The following is a 17,367-nucleotide window of genomic DNA, read 5'->3' as shown; positions in this document are numbered from 1 at the left end:
CGGAGTGGAGTGGGCGACACGCCGTGGCCGGCCCTCCGATGCGGCGTGTCGGAATCGAGGTCCGAAGTTGTGCCCGGGGTGAGGTCCGAAGTTGTGTCCGGGCGCAGATGAGTCCGCCCCGCCACGACATCCATTGACCTCGGCGGCGCCCGGGCGCATAATTCATCACATGATGAATAACTCGGCGGTCGAGATCACCCAGCTGCGGGTGCGGCGGGGGCGGACGCGCGTGTTCGACGGCATCGACCTGACGATCCCGCGCGGAGAGATCACGGGGCTCCTCGGCCCGTCGGGGTGCGGCAAGACGACGCTGATGAGATCGATCGTCGGCGTGCAGCGGATCGCCTCGGGTGAGGTCTCCGTGCTCGGCGAGCCCGGTGGCTCGGCACGCCTGCGGAATCGCGTCGCCTATGGGACGCAGGGGGCCGCGGTCTACGGGGATCTGACCGTGCGGCAGAACCTGTCGTACCTCGCGGCGCTGCTGAGGGCGCCGAAGGGAGACGTCGACCGCGTCATCGACGAGGTCGGTCTCCGCGATCAGGCGGGGCAGCTCGTCGAGTCCCTCAGTGGTGGGCAGTCCACGCGGGTGTCTCTCGCGATGGCGCTGATCGGCGCTCCGGAGCTCGTCGTGCTGGACGAGCCGACCGTGGGCCTCGACCCCGTCCTCCGGGCCGAGCTCTGGGGGCTGTTCCGCGCACTGGCCGATCGCGGCGTGACGATGATCGTGTCGAGTCACGTCATGGACGAGGCGCTGCGCTGCGACCGGCTGCTGCTCATGCGCGACGGCCGCATCATCGCCGACACGACCCCGCGGGCGCTGCTCGATGACACCGGGACGTCCGATCCGGAGGCCGCGTTCCTCGCCCTGATCGAGAGGGACCATGCAGCCCACGGGTCGGGCCGCCGCAGCCGCAGGGAGGTGTCGGAATGAACGGCCGACGGATGCTCGCCACCGCCGCACGCGTGCTCGGGCAGCTGCGACACGATCCGCGCTCCATCGCGCTGATGCTGATCGCGCCGAGCCTGCTGGTCGGGCTGTTCGCGTGGCTGTTCAGCGACCAGGACGGCGTCTTCGACCGCTTCGGCGGGGCGATCCTCGCGCTGTTCCCGTTCATCGTGATGTTCCTGATCACCTCGATCACGACGCTGCGGGAGCGTCGCTCCGGCACGCTCGAACGGCTCATGACGACACCCCTCGGCAAGGCCGACTTCATCCTCGGATACGCGTTCGCGTTCGGTCTCATGGCGGTGCTGCAGGCCGTGATCACGGTGTCGTTCGCAGTCGGGGTGTGCGGACTCGACGTCGAGGGTCCGCTGTGGCAGCTCGGCCTCGTCGCCGTGGTCGACGCGCTGCTCGGCACCGCGCTCGGGCTGCTCGCGAGCGCCTTCGCGCAGACCGAGTTCCAGGCGGTGCAGTTCATGCCGCTGCTCGTGTTCCCGCAGATCATCCTCGGTGGACTCTTCATGCCGAGGGATCAGATGCCCGACGTGCTGCACGCGATCTCGGACTGGCTGCCGCTGAGCTACGCGATCGATGCGATCGGCGCGGTCACGGCCGGTGACGAGGGATGGGACGTGTACGGGCCGCTGCTCGTGGTCGCGGCGTTCGCGGTGGGCGCGCTGGTGCTGGCGGCGCTGACGTTGCGGAGGCGCACGCGCTGAGCGCAGCGCACGACGTCGAGCAGGGGCGGGCACGATTTCGGACGCGGATGCCGACACTCCGTGTTCAGGGTGCCGCCCGTCGGCGTGTCGGCGGCCATCTCCGAATCTGTGCCCGGGTGCCCGAGCGAGGGGAGCCGGCCGGGATGGAGGCTGAGGTCGGGCGGTCTCACCGCGCGGCGCGGTTCTTGGTGTGCCTGGTCGGCGCAGCATCCCAGGGGTCTTCGGGCCACGGATGCTTGGGGTAGCGCCCGCGCATCTCCGCACGCACCTGCGCATACGGACCCGACCAGAACGACGCGAGATCGTCGGTCACCGCGAGGGGGCGTCCGGCGGGGGAGAGCAGGTGGAAGAGCACGGGAACCCTGCCGTCGGCGAGCCGCGGGGTCTCGGCCCAGCCGAAGCACTCCTGCAGCTTCACGGCGACGACGGGGCGTGCGCCGGGGTCGTCGATGGGCGGGTAGGCGATGCGGATGCGGGAACCGGTGGGCACCTCGAGACGTTCCGGCGCGAGCTCGTCCAGCCGCGCGGCCTCCGGCCAGGGCAGCAGGCGGCGGAGGGCGGGGGCCAGGTCCACTCTCGCGGTCGGGGCGCCGCCGGCCAAGGCGTCGAGCTCCGGCGCGAACCACCCGTCGAGCGTGGCGAGCAGAGCGGCGTCGGAGACGTCAGGCCAGGGCGACCCGCACTCGCGATGCAGCAGCGCCAGGCGGCGGCGCAGTCCGTCGGCGGCATCCGACCAGGTGAACATGCTCAGTCCATCTCGTCCGATCGCCCGACGGACCGCCTCGCGCCCGGCCTCCGCCGACGCGCGCACCGGGGAGGAGGAGAGCACGATCGCTCCGACGCGGCGTTCGCGGCGGGCCTGCACCCGACCGCCGACGAACTCCGCCTCGACGCGATCGGTCAGCAGATGGCTCGCGGCATCGTCACGCTGCTGTTCGCTGAGCACGGCGGCGGATCGCACGATGGCGCCGGATCCCGCGGCTGCGCGTCCGGTCGCGCGCGTGACGTCGGCCACAGCCAGCCACTCGGCCGACGCCAGGGGACCGCGCAGCCCGGCGCGGGTGCCGGATGCCAGCAGGTACGTCGCGCCCTCGGCCGTGCGCTCGACGCGGCGGGCGATCCGCTCGGGGAAGGCCAGGGCGACGACGAGTCCGGCGCCGTCGAGACCGGAGCGGGCATCAGGCGTCGCGGAGACCAGACGCTGCAGGCGATCGACGTCGCTGCTCCACCTCCGGGCCTCCGGACTGCGGGCTCCGCGGAGGTCGATGAGCGCCCTGGCGACGTCGGAGTCCGCGATGCGCACGTCGCCGCCCAGCAGCGCGACGACCTCGGCGGCGAGCCGGCTGCCGACCAGGGGGCTGCCGTCGCGGAGGGCGCGGGCGAGCCGCGGATCGGCCGGGATGCGGGCGAGTGCGCGGCCGTCGTCGGTGGCGCGGCCGTCGTCGTCGATCGCCCCGAGACCGCGCAGCACGGACAGGGCGTCGTCCAGAGCGTCGGCGGGCAGCGGGTCGATCAGACGCAGGCCCGACCCGCCCGGTGCTCCCCAGCAGCTGAGCAGCAGCGCGGCGTCGGCGAGATCGCTCGTCGCGATCTCCGGGGCCGGACGTGCGGGAGCGGCCGCGTACGTGCGTTCGTCGACGCAGCGGATCACGGTCCCCGGGCCCTGGCGGTTCGCGCGTCCGGCGCGCTGCACGCAGGTCGCTCTGGATGCCGCCGCCGTGACAAGTCCGGTCATCCCGCGCACCGCATCGCGCTGCGGATGGCGGGACAGGCAGCTGTCGACGACGAGACGCACACCGGGAACCGTGAGCGAGGACTCCGCGAGCGAGGTGGTGACGATGATGCGCGGCGGCTCCTCCGGGCGGCGACCGCGGATCACGGCATCCTGCTCGCTCGCGCGCAGCTGCCCGTGCAGCTCCCGCACGTCGAACCCGCCGCCGGTGTATCTGAGACGTCGGGCGACCTCGGACACCTCGCGGGCACCGGGGGCGAACACCAGCACGTCGGCTGTCGAGTCGTCACGGGTCAGGTCCCGAGCCGCGGATGCAGTGGTGCGTGCGACGTGATCGAGGAAGGCCCACGTCACCCCGCGATCGTCGAGACGCGGGGCCGGGCTCGGTGCCCAGCGTTCGGTGAGGGGGAAGGCGGGGACGTCGTGATCGACCACAGGGGCGGGCGTGCCGTCCGTTCCGATGACCGCGGCGATGCGGTCGGCGTCGAGCGTGGCCGACATCGCGACGAGCACGAGGTCGTCTCGGAGCTCGCGGACCTCGGAGAGCAGGCCGACCAGGAGATCCGTCTCCAACGCGCGCTCGTGCACCTCGTCGATGATCACGGCGTCGACGCCGTCGAGGCCGGGGTCGTCCAGCATCCGCCGCAGCAGCACGCCGGCGGTGACGAACTCGACGCGCGTGTCCCGCCCGGCCTGGCGCTCGCCGCGCACCGTGAATCCGACTCGGCCGCCGAGGGCCGTGCCGTCGAGCTGTGCGAGCCGTCGGGCGGCGGAGCGGGCGGCGACCCGGCGCGGCTGGGTGACGATCACGCGCCCCGCGGAGCGGTTCGCCAGCAGCGGCGGCACGAGCGTGGTCTTGCCGGTACCGGGAGGGGCGCTGACGACCACCGCGGTGCTCTCGTCGAGAGCGGAGGAGACGGCGTGGAGACCGGCGGAGAACGAGAGACCTGCGCCGAGAGCGGCGAGGTCGAAGGCGCGCGTCTCCGTCATCCTCCGAGTCTAGGCATCGCCGGGAAGACGACGGATGCCGCGACCGAACCGGCCGCGGCATCCGCTCGTCTGCGTGTCTGCTCGACTACTCCGCTGCGGGAGGCGGAGGAGTGGTCGGCTTCGGCTCGCGCTTGGCGGGCGCGGGGGCGGCCGCGGCGACGCCGGCGCCGATCCCGCGTCCGACGGCCTGACCCTGGATGATCGACGCGAGGTCGAGTCCGGTCGCCGCGCTGACGCTGTCGAAGACCGACTTCAGCGCCTTGGCGCTGTCGGCGCCGACGAGTTCCGACGCGCCGTCTCCGGAACCGCCGATGATCGACACGTTGCCGATGGTCGAGTAACCCTTGGCGAACTCGGCCATGATCGCGGGGAGGGTCTCGAGCACGCGCTGCGAGAGGAACGCGTCCTGGTTCGACGCGATGGCCTTCGCCTCGGCCTCGACGGCTGCCGCGCGCGCCTCGCCCTCGGCGCGGATGGCGTCGGCCTCGGCGTTGGCGCGCAGACGGCGGGCCTCTGCCTCTGCCTCGGCCTGGGCGCGGAGCGCGTCGGCCTCACCGGTCGCACGGGCGATCGCGGCCGCAGCCTCACCGGCGGCCTTCGCCTGGTCGGCCTGGGCCTGCTGCTCAGCGATGCGGGTGCGGGCCTCTGCCTGCTTGACCTGCTCGATCGCCGCGGCCTCAGCCGCACGCTCGCGCGTGTACAGCTCGGCCTGTGCGCGGGTCTCCGCCTCGTACCGCTGCGCGTCGGCGACGCGCTTGACGTCGGCATCCAGCTGGGCCTGCTTGTTCTCGGCCTGCTGCTGGAGCACCGCCTGCTCGGTCTGCGCGCGCGTGAGGTTCTCGGCCTGCTCGGCCTCGGCGCGGGCCCGGCCGATTCCGGCGTTGGCGTTCGCGGTGTTGGTGTCGAGCGCGGTCTGCTCGATCAGGTTCGCTTCCTGGTTGGCGATGTTCTTCTGGTTGATCGCACGGTCGGCGTTGGTCTGCGAGATCTCCGCGGCCTGTCGCTTCGCCTGGATCTCGGGGGCGCCGAGCGACTGGATGTAGCCGACCTTGTCGGTGATGCCCTTGATCTGGAACGAGTCGAGGATGAGGCCCTGCTCGGCGAGCTCCTGCGAGACGTCGGCGGCGATCTGGTCGGAGAACTTCTTGCGCTCGCGCATGAGCTCGACGACCGAGAGCGTGGCGACGATGCCGCGCAGGGCGCCCTCGAGCTGCTCGGTGGTGAACTGCTCGATCGCCTTGTCCTGCGAGGCGAAGCGCTCGGCGGCGCGGCGCACGTACAGCGGGTCGGAGCCGATCTTCACGATCGCGACGCCGTCGACGTTGAGGGTGACGCTGTCGAGCGACTGCGCCTCGGCGTTGAGCGACACCTGCCGCGAGCGCAGGGAGATGATCTCGTGGCGCTGCGTGATCGGGTTGACGAGCGACTTGCCGTTCACGATGACCGTGACGGGGGACTCCTCCATCTCGGCGCGGCTCGATCCGTCGGCCGAGATGATGGCTCGCTGCACCTTCTGTTTGCGCCCGGAGATGACGAGAGCCTCGTCAGCTCTGGCGACCTTGATCCAGCTGCGTGCGAACAGCAGCAGGATCAGGAGCAGGACGACGACGATGACGACCGCGATCCCGACGATGATGAGGATGCCGACGATTCCGGCGATCTCCATGGATGACCTCCCTTTGCCCCCCTCGGGGGTGGTCTGCGATGCCGACGCGGAGATGCCGGCACTCGGTTCCACCCTGCCAGAAATGCGCGGGGGCCGCTGAAGGGTCGTTCAGTCTAAGCGTCGCGCGTTCGGCGAGAAGTCGGGCGTTCGGCGAGAAGAAGCGTGCGGGTGCGCGCGGCTCAGGAGGTCAGCGCCGGCGCAGCTTCTCGGCGAGGTCGCGGAGGGTGCGGAGCTCGTCGTCGTCGAGGCGCGACATGCGGTCCGCGATCGAGCGGCCGTGCACCGTCGCGAGGGCGCGGAACGCCCTGGCGCCGGCATCCGTCGCCCTGATGAGGGCTCCGCGGCCGTCGTCGGGGTCGGGGCACTTGGCGATGAGCCCGCGGGTGACCATGCGGTCCACCAGACGGGAGACGCTGGGCTGACTGATCAGCATGTTGCCCGTGACGTCGCGCAGCCGCGAGGTCATCTCGGGGGAGCGGGTGACCGTGAGCAGCACGTCGTACTCGGCCTGGGTGAGGTGGGCGTCGTCGAAGTCCTGGACCATCTCGTCGAACAGTTCGTGCTGCGCGCGGAACAGGCTCTCCCATGCCTCGAGAGCGAGTTTGCGATCGGTCATGGAGAACAGCGTACTGGGAGCCGCCGACACGGGCGGGGCCGACCGGAAGGGTCCGGCCGGCCCCGGTCGGTCAGCCCTGGTCGTGCTCGGGAGTCATCCACTGCACGAGCTGATAGATCACGCCGTTCGGGTCGGCCATCTGGAAATAGCGCTCTCCCCACGGTTCGGTCTCGATGGGCGTCACGATGTCGACGCCCGTCTCGCGCAGCCGCGCGTAGTCCGCGTCGATGTCGTCGACGGTGAAGACGACGAGCAGGCCGGATGCCGATCCCGCCTGCGATGCGGGCCTGAAGGTGGAGAGTCCGGTGCGCAGGTAGATGAGGTGGAAGCCGGCCTGCGGGTGGCTGAGGGAGCTGAACCCGTCGGCCGACATGGCGACCGAGAAGCCCAGGTGGGTCTGCGCCCAGGCGGCGGAGGCCTCGACGTCGGGGACGTTGAGTGAGAGAGCGGACGAGATGATCTGCATGGGATCTCCCTTTCGGTAACGTTGTACGGCGTACAATGTAGCTGATACAACGCAGACGTGGCAAGATCATTCCCGTGACGTCAGAACGCACCGGATCCGGTGAGCCGAGCAGGACGCTCGCCCTCCTGTGGGGTCAGCCGGTCGAGCCGCGCAAGGGGCCGGCCCGGTCGATCACCGCGGCGAAGATTGTCGCGGCGGCGCTGGCTCTCGCCGACGACGAAGGGCTCGCGGCCGTCACGATGCGCGCCGTCGCCGAACGGGTCGGGGTGTCGACGATGTCGGTGTACACCTACGTCCCTGGAAAGCCCGAGCTGCTCGACCTCATGGTCGACGCCCTCTACCTGTCGATGGAGCGTCCGGACTGGGGTGCGCAGTCCTGGCGCGAGCGGCTCGAGGCGGTGGCGGAGTCCAACCGGATGCTGCTGGCCGCGCATCCGTGGCTGACCGAGGTCGCCGCGCTCAGCCGCCCTCCGCTCGGACCCGGCGTGATGGCGAAGTACGAGCACGAGCTGTCGGCGTTCGACGGCGCCGGTCTCTCCGACGTCGACGTCGATGCGGCTCTCGCCTACCTGCTCGGGTTCGTGCAGTCGCACTGTCGCGCGGCTCATGACGCCGATCGCGCGACGACCGACACGGCCCTCAGCGACGCCGAGTGGTGGGCCGCCAACCAGCCCCTGCTCGCGCGTGCGTTCGACCCTGCGGTCTATCCCCGGGCTGCGCGCATCGGAGCGGCCGCGGGTGAGGCGCAGGGAAGCGCATGGGATGCCGGGCGGGCCTGGCGGTTCGGTCTCACGCGGACCCTCGACGGACTCGCTGCGCTCATCGACGCCGGCTGACGAGGCGGATCCGTCGCGGCGTGACCGGACGCAGTAAGGGCCGATCGGAGAGGCTTCCGACCGGCCCTTGTCCCTTGCACCAAGAGGTCCTGCAATCACATGAGGTGGATGCCACAGCAAACATTCACCGTGCGATCACTCTATAACGGCGAGGTAACGAATGCAACGGTTTGATCACGGAAATCTGTGACAGTCATCGTGTCCGTTGTCAGCGCATCTGTAGTTTTTGCCATCGATCCTGTGGTTGTGACACGGCATCTGTAGTTTTTGCCAACCGATCTGTAGTTTCGCCGGGTTGGGCGCTGCTACCACCGACCGCGCCAGGATCACATCCTTCGGCCGTGCGCCTCGCTAGGCGAGTTCAGCATCGCGCCGCGCCTGGGTCGACAACTCAGTCTCCCGACCGGGCACGCTCGCGGTGAGAGCCACGCGATATGGCCTCCTGCGTCCTGATGATCGTTAGATCCGTCTCTTCGGAGCGCTCTGGTGTCCAGTTGCTGCCCAATAATGTCCGGGGCAGCCTCTAGGCTGTCCATCATGGAGCACTTCCCGATTGTCACCTCACTTGTCCGCGTCGCACTGGGGAACGACTCCGAGCGCCTGAACCACCAGGTTCAACGTCTCGTGAACGCTCTCGTCGCAGACGGTGACAGCAAGCAAGCCGCAACCCTCAACAAGCTCCTCAGCCAGCGCACCGGAAGCACGGAGGTAGCCCCCAGCCGGCTGACTCAGAGCACCCGCGCGCCGGCGCTCACAACCGGGCTCGAGAGCCTGAGCAGGCAGACGGCCATCCCTGTCGATAAGGATTCGTCGGCTCCGTTGGCGACCGTCGTCATGCCTGACGACATCGTCGCGACCCTGCCGTTGTTTCCGGACGCCGTCCAGGCGAACATCGACGCGCTACTGATGGAGTGGATGAACGCCGAGCGTATCCGCGCGGCGGGACTTTCCCCATCCCCTTCGCTACTCGTGTACGGCGCGCCTGGGACTGGCAAGACCACTCTTGCGTTGTGGCTCGCGCAGCAATTGGGCCGCCCCGTCGTCCTTGCGCGCCTTGACGGTCTCATCAGTTCGTTCCTCGGCACGACCGCCCGCAATCTCGGAACCCTGTTCACGTTCGCGAACCGGTACGACTGCGTGCTCGTTCTCGATGAATTCGACGCCATCGCCAAGGTGCGGGACGACCCCAACGAGGTCGGGGAGATCAAGCGTGTGGTCAACGCGCTGCTTCAGAACATGGACGTGCGTTTCGGGCTCGGGGTGACCATTGCGCTCACCAATCACGAAGCGCTGCTGGATCCGGCGATCTGGCGTCGGTTCGAGGTGCAGCTCGCGATCCCGAAGCCCGCTTTCAAGCAGCGTGTGCAGATTGCATTGCGTTCACTGGATGATGCGGGCGAGAACGCCCACGCAGAAGCCCACCTGCTGTCCTGGGTGGCGGAGGGCCTATCAGGCGCGGAACTTCGGACCTTGGCAACGAAATACCGCAAGCGGCGGCTGTTCCACGAGGTGGCAGCGGCACCCCCGGCTGTCACCGTCGCGCAGGTGGCCGAGTCCACTTCTGTCCACATCAGCGACGAAGTGCTCGACTTGCTTCGCCTCGAGGAGGCGAAGCAAGTGAAACGCCTCCACGCGGCTGGATTCAGTTATACCGACCTGGCGTACCTCTACAGCATCAGCACCAAGACCGTTCAACGTCGTGTGACGGAGGAGTGAACCCATGGCCAACGCGCCCGTGCAGCTCGTGCTCAACAACGAAGCCCTACGCGACGAAAGGAAGCGCACGCCACCCGTCGATAACGGTACGGACTTCTTCGAGGGCAACAACAACGGCTTCGCCGCTCACCGTGACGCTCTCGCCGCCGCCGCGAAAGCAATCCGAGCCTCGCTGGTCCAGGCGCCTGGGTTCAATGGTCTTGGGCATGTGAAAGTCACCATGCAGCGGGACGCCATCGCGAAGTCTCACCGTCCTCAGACGAAGCTCTTTCGCAGCCGATGGACCCCGCAGGTGGGAACCGCCGGTGTAGGGGAGCCGATCTTCGCCGTCACCCCGGAATCCCTCGACAAGGTCATCGCCGCCATCGAGGCGGCAGAGACGGTGGTGGTCGACAAGACCAACGCGAAGACTGGTGAATTCAAGGCGAACCCAACCCGAAACCGGTGCGAGGTGTCCGCCATCGAGTCGATGACGCTGTGGTCTGAGGCGGACCGCCGGGAGTTCAGTGCTGTGGACGCGGTTGCCTGGTTGCAGCGCGCTGGTACCGGCAGTGGTTACATCATCACCTGCTTCCCGATCACGTCCGCCCTGGACTTCCCGAGTCTCGCTGTGGGGGTGAAACGGGCTCTGGCGGCGTTGGATGACACGATGAAGCGCGCCGGGCTGGAACAGCGATCACTGAGCGAGGATCGCGGAGTCGGTCGCACGCTCGCGCTCACGGTTGCCTATGACGCGACCGCTCTCGAATTCCAAACAGGTGGCGCTTTGACTGCGGCGGAGACCCACGAGGTCATCCTTCACACCCTGGGGACGAATCCCATCGTCCGTTCCATCGCGCTGCCACCCATCGTCTCTGGCGAACGCGGAGCGAGCGCCACGTTGAACGAGCCGGCACCGGACTATTACTTCGAGGTACCCGAGGTGGACCCGCTGACGAAAGTGGGTGTAATCGACGGCGGTGTCGGTCCTCACCTGCAGGGATGGGTGAGGGAGCGGTGGGGCATAATTGCGGACGCGGATCGCGATACCGATCACGGCACGTTCATCTCCGGTCTTCTCATCGCGGAGAAGCGGATGAATCCTTCCTTCCCCGAGGACCAGCAGCATGGTTGCCTAATCTACGACGTTGACGTCCTTCCCGCAGACCCCGGCGACACCGGTGTCCCGTTCAGCGGCTACTATCCCGGCGGCATTGCACAGTTCTTCGACGAGATCGAAGCGGCTGTGGAGACGTACAGACGAGACCACGGTGTACGCGTGTTCAACCTCAGTATCAACGTCCGCACGCCTCGCACCTCTCAGACATACGGGTGGACCGCGGAGCGCCTGGACCAGATCGCCCGAACTCACGACGTCATCTTCGTGATCTCTGCGGGAAATCTCGACTCGGCCGACATCCGCCCCGAATGGCACACGACGCCGGCGACCGCTCTCGCCGCTCTTGCTGCAGACACCGACGGGTTCCTCGCCGAGCCCGGCGAGAGCCTTCAGAACGTTTCTGTGAGCGCACTGAACCCTCCGAAGTTGGCCGGGCAGGTCCCGCTTGCGCTGGCAAGGTACAGCCGCCGTGGCCCGGGTTTGCGAGGGGCAACGAAACCCGATTTCGCGCATATCGGAGGGTCGGGGACATCGCTCCCAGACGGCAATCGGGGGATGCTCTCCGTCGACGGAGCTGGTTCTCTGGTGACTGGATGCGGGACGAGCTATGCCGCGCCGCTGGTTGCGCGACGACTCGCCGACCTGGATGCTTTGATCGAAGGGCCGGTATCGCGGGAGGTGCTACTGGCGCTGATGGTGCACTTCGCGAACACTCCTATGCTCTACACGCATAAGACTCTCCTGCCCGCCGCGCAGCATCTCATCGGTTTCGGCATGCCGGTAACCGCTGAGAGGATGCTGCAGCGAGACGACTCGGAGATCACTCTCGTCGTCGACAGCGTCATTCGCCCCGGCGAGGACAACTGGTTCGAGTTCCGGTGGCCGGACGCACTTGTCGACGATGGTCGATGCAGTGGGAAGGCGCGGCTGACGCTCGTCGCGTGCCCGCCCATCGCTTACGAGCATGGGGATGAGCGGGTGCGCGCGAACATTGATGCGCACCTGAAGCAGCGACAGAAGGACGACAAGTTCGCGACTCGACTCAAGCGTGTGAACGCGGTGCCGAAGCCTGACAAGGCGCACAAGAATGAGCGAGACCTGCTACTGGAATCAATGAAGTGGCAGCTAGTGAAGTCGTTCGAGACGACGACCATGCGCGGGCGCGGCCCGTCGGCGGACTGGCGGTTCCAGGTGGACTACCTCGAACGCGCAGACGAGCCGCTGCCTGTGGACGGCATTCCGTACGCCGCCGTTCTGACGATCTCTGATCCGAAACGTCAGGCCCCGGTTTTCGCTCAGATGCGCCAGAATCTCAACGCTGTCGGCGTGCGCACCGATGATCTTCGCACGAGCATCCGGGCACGCGCGACGACGTGAGCAACGTGACGGGTGCTTGAGGCTGTGCTTTGGTGCCGTGTCTCGCGGGCTTGGTTGCAAGGAAGCGGTGTGCCCGCACCGACCATCGCCATAACGACTTCAATCGCCGAGTGGTAAATGCGCGACGTCAGTTGCAGGGTGGTCCGCCGGTCGTGACTCCGCCGCGCGACGTCGAGGTCGAGGTGCAGGCCTGGCGAGAACGCCGCGCCGCCCATACCGAAGCCGCGCAGCAACCTGACACTGCCGCAGAGACCTCCGCGCCGCGGCGACGCAAGTGGTTTCGCCGCTGACATCGATCAGCTCGTGGCATCCTCGTGCCGGGCGTCGCGCAACGGCGAGAACACGATGACGAGCACGGCGATGACGAACATACCCGCCCCGATTCCGATCGTGAGCTGGTAGCCGAAGAGCGTCATGAGCAGACCGGTCAGAAGCGCACCGAAGAAGAACACGACACGGTTCACGGTGCGGATCGTGGAGTTCATACGCCCCTGGATGCCGTCGGGTGCGACCGACTGGCGGTAGGAGATGTCGTTGGTGTCTTCGATCCCCATGGCCAGGCAATAGAGGAACTGGGCAGCCGCCACCACGGCCAGCACCACGCCGACGCCACTATGGGCGGTGAGCGGCGCGAGCGCGAGCGCGAGCCAGGGGATGACGACGAGAACCCGGCCGACCAGAATCGCTCGTCCGGCTCCAAGCCAGGAGCCGACACGGGGTGCGATCATCGCTCCGGCGAAGCCGCCGACGCCACCGACCGCCAGGGCGACGCCGAAGGCCCAGGATGGGAGTGCGAGCTCGCGCAGGACGAAGACGGCGAAGACGGTTCCGACGATGCTGTTCCCGAGGAACCAGACGTGGACCGAGAGGGCAAGCGGGCGGAGGGTCGGATGCTGATACGTGTACCGCATCCCTTCGGCGATGTCGTGCCCCACGTGTCGACCGGCAGGGCGCGGTTCCGGCTTCGGCTCGACGACCTTGACGTGCGATTGCAGGATCGCGGCGATCGCGTTGATGACGGCCTCGAACGCGAACAGGATCGGCGCGCCGACCAGGTTGAACAGGGCACCGCCGAGCGCCGGCCCCACGGTCTCCGCGACAGTCTGGCTCTGACCGAGCCGTGCATTCGCCATCACCAGCGAACCTCGTGGAACGATGCGCGGCAGAAGCGGCTGTGCCGCGGAATCCGCGAACAGAGTGAGCACACCCAGCACCAGGATCACCGCAGCGAGAGACCAGAAATCGAGTGCATCCAAGAGCAGCAGCACCGGGATCACGGCGAGAGTCACCGCGCGTCCGATGGTGGTGAGCACCAGCGTGCGCTGCCGCCGCCAGCGATCCATCAACGCGCCGATGATCAACCCGAAGAAGAGGTACGGCACAACGCCGAGCGCGTTCAGGATGCTGATCTGCATCGGGGTGGCGTTGACGATCGTGACGATGAGTACCTGGAACGCGACTCCCGCGATCGCCCCGCCGAACGCGCGGATCGTCGTCGCGCTCCAGAAGTAGGCAAACGCCGGGTGGCGGAAGACTCGCGACGGCGCAGCAGATGCAGGCCCACCAGGAGCTTCCGCGCCGCTCACGCTTCGAGCATACTCAAGGCGGTCTGCCCGTCCGACGGAGGGAGTCCACCAGACTCCCTCGATTCGATGCCAGTCTGAGACGATGAGCAACCCCAGCCAGCCGCCATCCAATGCCGACAGCGTGGCCGGCTTCGACTCCACCATTCCGCTCGCCGTCGAGGCCCTTGAGTACCGGGCACGTGACGTAGAGAGTGTTGCGGGCGCAGGCGACGAGGCGGCGGTCGTGAAGGCATACGCGGCCGCGCGGTTCTTCATCGTCCAGATCGACGTCGATATGCGTGTGCTGCTGCGCGCTATGGCCGCAGACTCAGCCGCGCGGGTTACAACCGAGAAGCTCCTCGCCCTCGTCCTCCGCGAAAGCGTCGAGGGTGTCTACCGGGTTCTGGGTGACCTGCAACGAACCGCGCGCACCCAGGCCGGACGGTTCGACGATTTCATAGACATCGAGGGCCTCACCGCAGCCCAGAACGCATATAAGGCAAGCGTCCGCGAAATAGCCGAGGACCGCTCCTTCACGGAGACGCTCGTGAAGATCCGCAACGAGGTCGCCGCGCACATGTTTAGCGACGAGGTCGGCATCGAATCAGCCGCAGCCTGGGTCGTCTCCCGCTCCGTGATACCGAAGACAGACGACGCCATGTTCAACAGTCTGATCTTCAGCCGGTCGCTCCAGGTCCTCCGCGCGCTCCACACCCTCGATGCGGCGCTCTCCAGCATTCGTCGAATGTGACAACTCGAAGAAGAGCAATGCGGTGCACGGAAGTGATCCGGCGAACTACCGGTTCGCTGTCACGCGAGCCACACCGCCGTCGGTCGGATGCTCTCTGCGCTCGTGATTTCCGCTGGAGTGGGCAACAAGATCACTGGCACGAACTACAGAATCAATGTCTCCGGACACATCGGGCTCGAAGGTCCGGCCGGTGTCGCTCTGGAGAGCGTCGCTGAGGTGACCGACGCCGACTTTTCTGCGGCGATGCAACTCGCCCGAACGTTCGGAGACATGCCGAATATCCGCGACTTCAGCAACCATCTACTGGGTTCCGGAATCGTCTGAATCTCGAGCGGTCAGCATCGAATCAGTTGTCGCCTGGGCCGTCCTCACCGACGCTATTCTAGTGCTAGAGTAACCGCCATGAACCTGACCCCGACCGAGCTGACCATCCTGGGGCTCATCGCCGAGCAGCCTCGGCACGGCTATGACCTCGAGCAGGTGATCGAGCAGCGCGGCATCCGCCGGTGGGCCGACATCGGGTTCTCGTCGATCTACTACGTGCTCACGAAGCTGGAGGGTCGTGGACTCATACAGTCCGAGGGCGCCAAGGCCGGTGCCAGATCGAGGAAGGTGTTCCACGCGACAGACGCAGGCAGGCGCGCGGCGGAAGAAGCCGCTGTCGCGTTCATCGCCGAGAGGCGAACCGTCGCGCATCCCGCCCTCGTCGGTCTCGCCAACCTCGCCCTGCTCCCGGAGCAGGAGTACGCGGACGCGCTGCAGCGACGTCTGGTCTGGATCGACGAGCGGATCTCCGAGGTCATCGCGGCCGAGCGCTCTCAGGGTGCTCTGCCTCTGGCTGCGCGCGAGGTCTTCTCCTACTCGCTGTGCCTTCTCGAGGCGGAAAGGGCGTGGCTCGCGGCGCGAGTCCAGGTGTCCGATGAGTGATCAGATGCGGCAGGAGCGCGGTGGCGACCGGGGCGATGCGACGATCATCGACGGGATCGACGCGTCGGGGGGACTGCACTGCGAGACGACGGCCCTCGGCGTGCTGCTGGAGCGCGCAGGGCTCTCGCTGTCCGAAGCGATGCTGTTCGGGCTGGGGTCGGGTCTGTCGTTCATCTACTGGGATTCCGCGCGGCAGGCGCTCCCGTTCCTCGGCGGACGGGTGAAGCCCTTCGAGCTCACCCAGAACCTGACCTCGCGCCTGGGAATCGAGCTGCGGGTCGAGGAGACCACCTCGCCTCGGAAGGCGTGGGATCGGCTGCGCGCGCAGATCGATCAGGGAAAGCCCGTGGGTCTACAGCTCGACAGCCACGATCTGGAGTACTTCGGGTCTCGGGTGCATTTCGCCGGCCACGTCGTGGCCATGTACGGCTACGACCACGACAGGGCGTACCTGGTCGACACGGCCCAGCAGGGAGGTGAGGTCTCGACGAGTCTGGAGAGCCTCGCGCGCGCTCGTGCAGCGCGGGGCCCGATGTCCGCACGGCACCGCGCCTTCGTCGTGGATGTTCCGACCGCTGCCGCGCGACCCGAGCGGATCCGCGAGTCGATCGTCCCGGCGATCACCGCCTGCGCCGAGGAGTTCCTCGCGCCTCCGATCGCCAACCTCGGCAATCGCGGCATCCTCACCACGGCTGCGCGCCTTCCGACCTGGCTCGACCGGGTCGACGACCCCGCCCGCGACCTCCCCGTCATCGCCATGCTCATGGAGCGGGCCGGCACCGGCGGGGCCCTGTTCCGCAACATGTACCGGGACTTCCTGACCGAGAGCGCAGAACTCGTCGTGCACGAGGCTCATGCCGACGTCATCCGTGAGAGCGCTGTCCTGTTCGCGGAATCCGCGCTCCTGTGGACTCGGGTCTCGGAGTCGATCGCGCGGGCAGGGGAGGGGCAGGATGCGGAGTCACTGGTCGACGCGGCAGAGATGCTCCGGCGCATCGCGGAGATCGAGACGGCTGCGATGACTCGGCTCGCGTCGCTGAGCGACACGGGGGAGACCCGTGGAGCGTGACGTCGCCGGCATCCGTGTGAGCGACGGCAGGAGCCCGACTGGCCGATGGCGGTGAACAATGGAACGGTGAGCACGCCCCTGACGCAGGAGTTCGTCTGGCGAGGGCGGACCGTTCGGTGGGATCGCCACGGCTCCGGCCCTGCCGTCGTCTTCCTCCATGGCACACCCTGGTCTTCTCGCCTGTGGTGGCCGATCGCCCAGACACTCGCCGGCCGGTTCACGGTCTACCTCTGGGACATGCCGGGGTACGGGGCATCCTCGAAGGATCCGACGCATGCGGTGGATCTCGGCGTGCAGGGCGAGTTGTTCGCCGATCTCCTCACGCACTGGCAGCTCGAGCATCCTCATGTCATCGCGCACGACTTCGGAGGCGCCGTCGCACTCCGCGCGCGCCTGCTGCACGGGGCGGAGTATCGGTCGCTCTGCCTCGTCGACGTCGTCGCGCTCTCGCCGTGGGGATCTCCGTTCTTCCTGCTGGTCAAAGAGCATGCCGCGGTGTTCGAGCAGTTGCCTCCGGCGGTGCACCGGGGTGCGTTCGAGGCGTACATCAGCGGCGCCAGCCATCGGGGGCTGCGCCCCGACGACCTCGACATGCTCACCGAGCCGTGGACCGACACCGCCGGACAAGCGGCCTTCTACCGGCAGATCGCGCAGGCCGACGAGCGGTTCACCGACGAGATCGAGCAGCGCTACGCGGAACTCACCGAACCCGTGCACATCGTGTGGGGCGCGGAGGACACCTGGATCCCGAGCGACCGCGCGCATCGTCTCGGAGAAGCGATCCCTCACGCCTCGGTCGCGCTGATCGAGGGGGCGGGGCACCTCATCCAGCTCGATGCGCCCGCCGCCCTGGCCGCCGAGCTCAGCAGATGGATGTGCCGAGTCGGCGGCTAGG

General features: G+C 67.9%; 15 protein-coding genes and 1 pseudogene. 11 read left to right on the top strand and 5 right to left on the bottom strand.

Features of this window, described 5'->3' with window-relative positions; translation table 11 throughout:
* Nucleotides 1–169: 169 nt before the first annotated feature.
* Complete coding sequence (locus MRBLWH10_RS13200) at nt 170–931, top strand: ABC transporter ATP-binding protein (RefSeq protein WP_341940222.1); 762 nt, start codon at nt 170–172, stop codon at nt 929–931.
* A complete protein-coding gene (locus MRBLWH10_RS13195) occupies nt 928–1,662 on the top strand; it encodes an ABC transporter permease (RefSeq protein ID WP_341940221.1) in 735 nt (244 codons plus the stop codon). Before MRBLWH10_RS13200 ends, MRBLWH10_RS13195 begins: the two co-directional genes overlap by 4 nt.
* A gap of 166 nt (nt 1,663–1,828) precedes the next feature.
* On the opposite strand, the gene hrpB is transcribed toward MRBLWH10_RS13195, so the two are convergent.
* The 4 genes from hrpB to MRBLWH10_RS13175 form a co-directional block, all read right to left on the bottom strand.
* Nucleotides 1,829–4,384, bottom strand: a complete 2,556-nt coding sequence (hrpB, locus tag MRBLWH10_RS13190; RefSeq protein WP_341940220.1) for an ATP-dependent helicase HrpB — start codon at nt 4,382–4,384, stop codon at nt 1,829–1,831.
* Between the two features lie 85 nt (nt 4,385–4,469).
* A complete protein-coding gene (locus MRBLWH10_RS13185) occupies nt 4,470–6,050 on the bottom strand; it encodes an SPFH domain-containing protein (RefSeq protein ID WP_341940219.1) in 1,581 nt (526 codons plus the stop codon).
* Nucleotides 6,051–6,237: 187 nt separating this feature from the next.
* Complete coding sequence (locus tag MRBLWH10_RS13180) at nt 6,238–6,666, bottom strand: MarR family transcriptional regulator (protein WP_105674730.1); 429 nt, start codon at nt 6,664–6,666, stop codon at nt 6,238–6,240.
* 70 nt (nt 6,667–6,736) lie between these two features.
* Nucleotides 6,737–7,132 carry a VOC family protein gene (locus tag MRBLWH10_RS13175; protein WP_341940218.1) on the bottom strand — a complete coding sequence of 132 codons (396 nt, stop codon included), beginning with the start codon at nt 7,130–7,132 and terminating at the stop codon, nt 6,737–6,739.
* Between the two features lie 74 nt (nt 7,133–7,206).
* Here MRBLWH10_RS13175 and MRBLWH10_RS13170 point away from each other — a divergent pair, with 74 nt between their 5' ends.
* The 4 genes and pseudogenes from MRBLWH10_RS13170 to MRBLWH10_RS13155 all read left to right on the top strand — a co-directional run.
* Entirely contained in the window at nt 7,207–7,968 is a 762-nt protein-coding gene (locus MRBLWH10_RS13170; protein WP_341940217.1) for a TetR/AcrR family transcriptional regulator, read from the top strand.
* Between the two features lie 537 nt (nt 7,969–8,505).
* Nucleotides 8,506–9,684 (top strand): ATP-binding protein, encoded by a 1,179-nt coding sequence (locus tag MRBLWH10_RS13165; protein WP_341940216.1) that lies wholly within the window; start codon nt 8,506–8,508, stop codon nt 9,682–9,684.
* Nucleotides 9,685–9,688: 4 nt separating this feature from the next.
* A complete protein-coding gene (locus MRBLWH10_RS13160) occupies nt 9,689–12,160 on the top strand; it encodes a S8 family peptidase (protein WP_341940215.1) in 2,472 nt (823 codons plus the stop codon).
* 95 nt (nt 12,161–12,255) lie between these two features.
* Nucleotides 12,256–12,450, top strand: a pseudogene (locus MRBLWH10_RS13155) (DUF1992 domain-containing protein); the annotation flags it as partial.
* Between the two features lie 6 nt (nt 12,451–12,456).
* Here the strand turns inward: MRBLWH10_RS13155 and MRBLWH10_RS13150 are convergent.
* A complete protein-coding gene (locus tag MRBLWH10_RS13150; RefSeq protein ID WP_341940214.1) occupies nt 12,457–13,746 on the bottom strand; it encodes an MFS transporter in 1,290 nt (429 codons plus the stop codon).
* Nucleotides 13,747–13,828: 82 nt separating this feature from the next.
* Here MRBLWH10_RS13150 and MRBLWH10_RS13145 point away from each other — a divergent pair, with 82 nt between their 5' ends.
* The 5 genes from MRBLWH10_RS13145 (at nt 13,829) to MRBLWH10_RS13125 (ending at nt 17,366) form a co-directional block, all read left to right on the top strand.
* Complete coding sequence (locus tag MRBLWH10_RS13145; protein WP_341940213.1) at nt 13,829–14,476, top strand: hypothetical protein; 648 nt, start codon at nt 13,829–13,831, stop codon at nt 14,474–14,476.
* Nucleotides 14,477–14,563: 87 nt separating this feature from the next.
* Entirely contained in the window at nt 14,564–14,800 is a 237-nt protein-coding gene (locus MRBLWH10_RS13140; RefSeq protein WP_341940212.1) for a hypothetical protein, read from the top strand.
* 78 nt (nt 14,801–14,878) lie between these two features.
* Nucleotides 14,879–15,403 carry a PadR family transcriptional regulator gene (locus MRBLWH10_RS13135; RefSeq protein WP_341940211.1) on the top strand — a complete coding sequence of 175 codons (525 nt, stop codon included), beginning with the start codon at nt 14,879–14,881 and terminating at the stop codon, nt 15,401–15,403.
* The gene (locus MRBLWH10_RS13130; protein ID WP_341940210.1) at nt 15,396–16,472 is read left to right on the top strand and encodes a BtrH N-terminal domain-containing protein; all 1,077 of its coding nucleotides are present in this window, start codon (nt 15,396–15,398) and stop codon (nt 16,470–16,472) included. Before MRBLWH10_RS13135 ends, MRBLWH10_RS13130 begins: the two co-directional genes overlap by 8 nt.
* Before the next feature lie 66 nt (nt 16,473–16,538).
* Complete coding sequence (locus MRBLWH10_RS13125) at nt 16,539–17,366, top strand: alpha/beta hydrolase (RefSeq protein WP_341940209.1); 828 nt, start codon at nt 16,539–16,541, stop codon at nt 17,364–17,366.
* Nucleotide 17,367 lies beyond the last annotated feature (1 nt).

The organism is Microbacterium sp. LWH10-1.2 (assembly GCF_038397765.1).
In the GTDB taxonomy this organism is placed as follows: Bacteria; Actinomycetota; Actinomycetes; order Actinomycetales; family Microbacteriaceae; genus Microbacterium; species Microbacterium natoriense.
Note: the sequence above shows the minus strand (reverse complement) of the source record. Positions and strands in the feature narration are given on the sequence as shown.

What these genes read in the sequence shown, in the direction of transcription:
- MRBLWH10_RS13200 (WP_341940222.1), top strand. Translation starts at nt 170, where the DNA reads ATGATGAATAACTCGGCGGTCGAGATCACCCAGCTGCGGGTGCGGCGG.
- MRBLWH10_RS13195 (WP_341940221.1), top strand. Translation starts at nt 928, where the DNA reads ATGAACGGCCGACGGATGCTCGCCACCGCCGCACGCGTGCTCGGGCAG.
- hrpB (WP_341940220.1), bottom strand. Translation starts at nt 4,384, where the DNA reads ATGACGGAGACGCGCGCCTTCGACCTCGCCGCTCTCGGCGCAGGTCTC.
- MRBLWH10_RS13185 (WP_341940219.1), bottom strand. Translation starts at nt 6,050, where the DNA reads ATGGAGATCGCCGGAATCGTCGGCATCCTCATCATCGTCGGGATCGCG.
- MRBLWH10_RS13180 (WP_105674730.1), bottom strand. Translation starts at nt 6,666, where the DNA reads ATGACCGATCGCAAACTCGCTCTCGAGGCATGGGAGAGCCTGTTCCGC.
- MRBLWH10_RS13175 (WP_341940218.1), bottom strand. Translation starts at nt 7,132, where the DNA reads ATGCAGATCATCTCGTCCGCTCTCTCACTCAACGTCCCCGACGTCGAG.
- MRBLWH10_RS13165 (WP_341940216.1), top strand. Translation starts at nt 8,506, where the DNA reads ATGGAGCACTTCCCGATTGTCACCTCACTTGTCCGCGTCGCACTGGGG.
- MRBLWH10_RS13160 (WP_341940215.1), top strand. Translation starts at nt 9,689, where the DNA reads ATGGCCAACGCGCCCGTGCAGCTCGTGCTCAACAACGAAGCCCTACGC.
- MRBLWH10_RS13145 (WP_341940213.1), top strand. Translation starts at nt 13,829, where the DNA reads ATGAGCAACCCCAGCCAGCCGCCATCCAATGCCGACAGCGTGGCCGGC.
- MRBLWH10_RS13140 (WP_341940212.1), top strand. Translation starts at nt 14,564, where the DNA reads ATGCTCTCTGCGCTCGTGATTTCCGCTGGAGTGGGCAACAAGATCACT.
- MRBLWH10_RS13135 (WP_341940211.1), top strand. Translation starts at nt 14,879, where the DNA reads ATGAACCTGACCCCGACCGAGCTGACCATCCTGGGGCTCATCGCCGAG.
- MRBLWH10_RS13130 (WP_341940210.1), top strand. Translation starts at nt 15,396, where the DNA reads ATGAGTGATCAGATGCGGCAGGAGCGCGGTGGCGACCGGGGCGATGCG.